We start from the raw sequence: 268 nt of genomic DNA, 5'->3' as shown, positions 1-268 counted from the left end.
GTCCGTCGACCGCAACCGGGGTTGTTGCTGACTCAGCGTTCGATTCATCTGCGTAAACACGCTGGACAAGTGGCATTCCCTGGAGGTGCAGTCGATGACACGGACGCATCAGCTATCGCCGCCGCGCTGCGCGAAGCTGAAGAAGAGGTCGCTATACCGCCTTCCGCCGTTGAAGTTATCGGCGTGCTGCCGCCCGTCGATAGCGTCACTGGCTACCAGGTAACCCCAGTGGTCGGCATTATCCCGCCCGATCTGCCGTATCGCGCCA

At 61.2% G+C, this 268-nt stretch carries 1 protein-coding gene; it reads left to right on the top strand.

Annotation, left to right across the window (positions count from 1 at the left end; genetic code table 11):
- Window positions 1–268, top strand: a 268-nt coding sequence (locus AC0L27_RS41365; RefSeq protein WP_473323894.1) for a CoA pyrophosphatase, incomplete at both ends; no start/stop codon positions are given.

Source organism: Bradyrhizobium sp. Ken51 (assembly GCF_055807435.1).
This window is presented reverse-complemented; position numbering and strand designations above follow the sequence as displayed.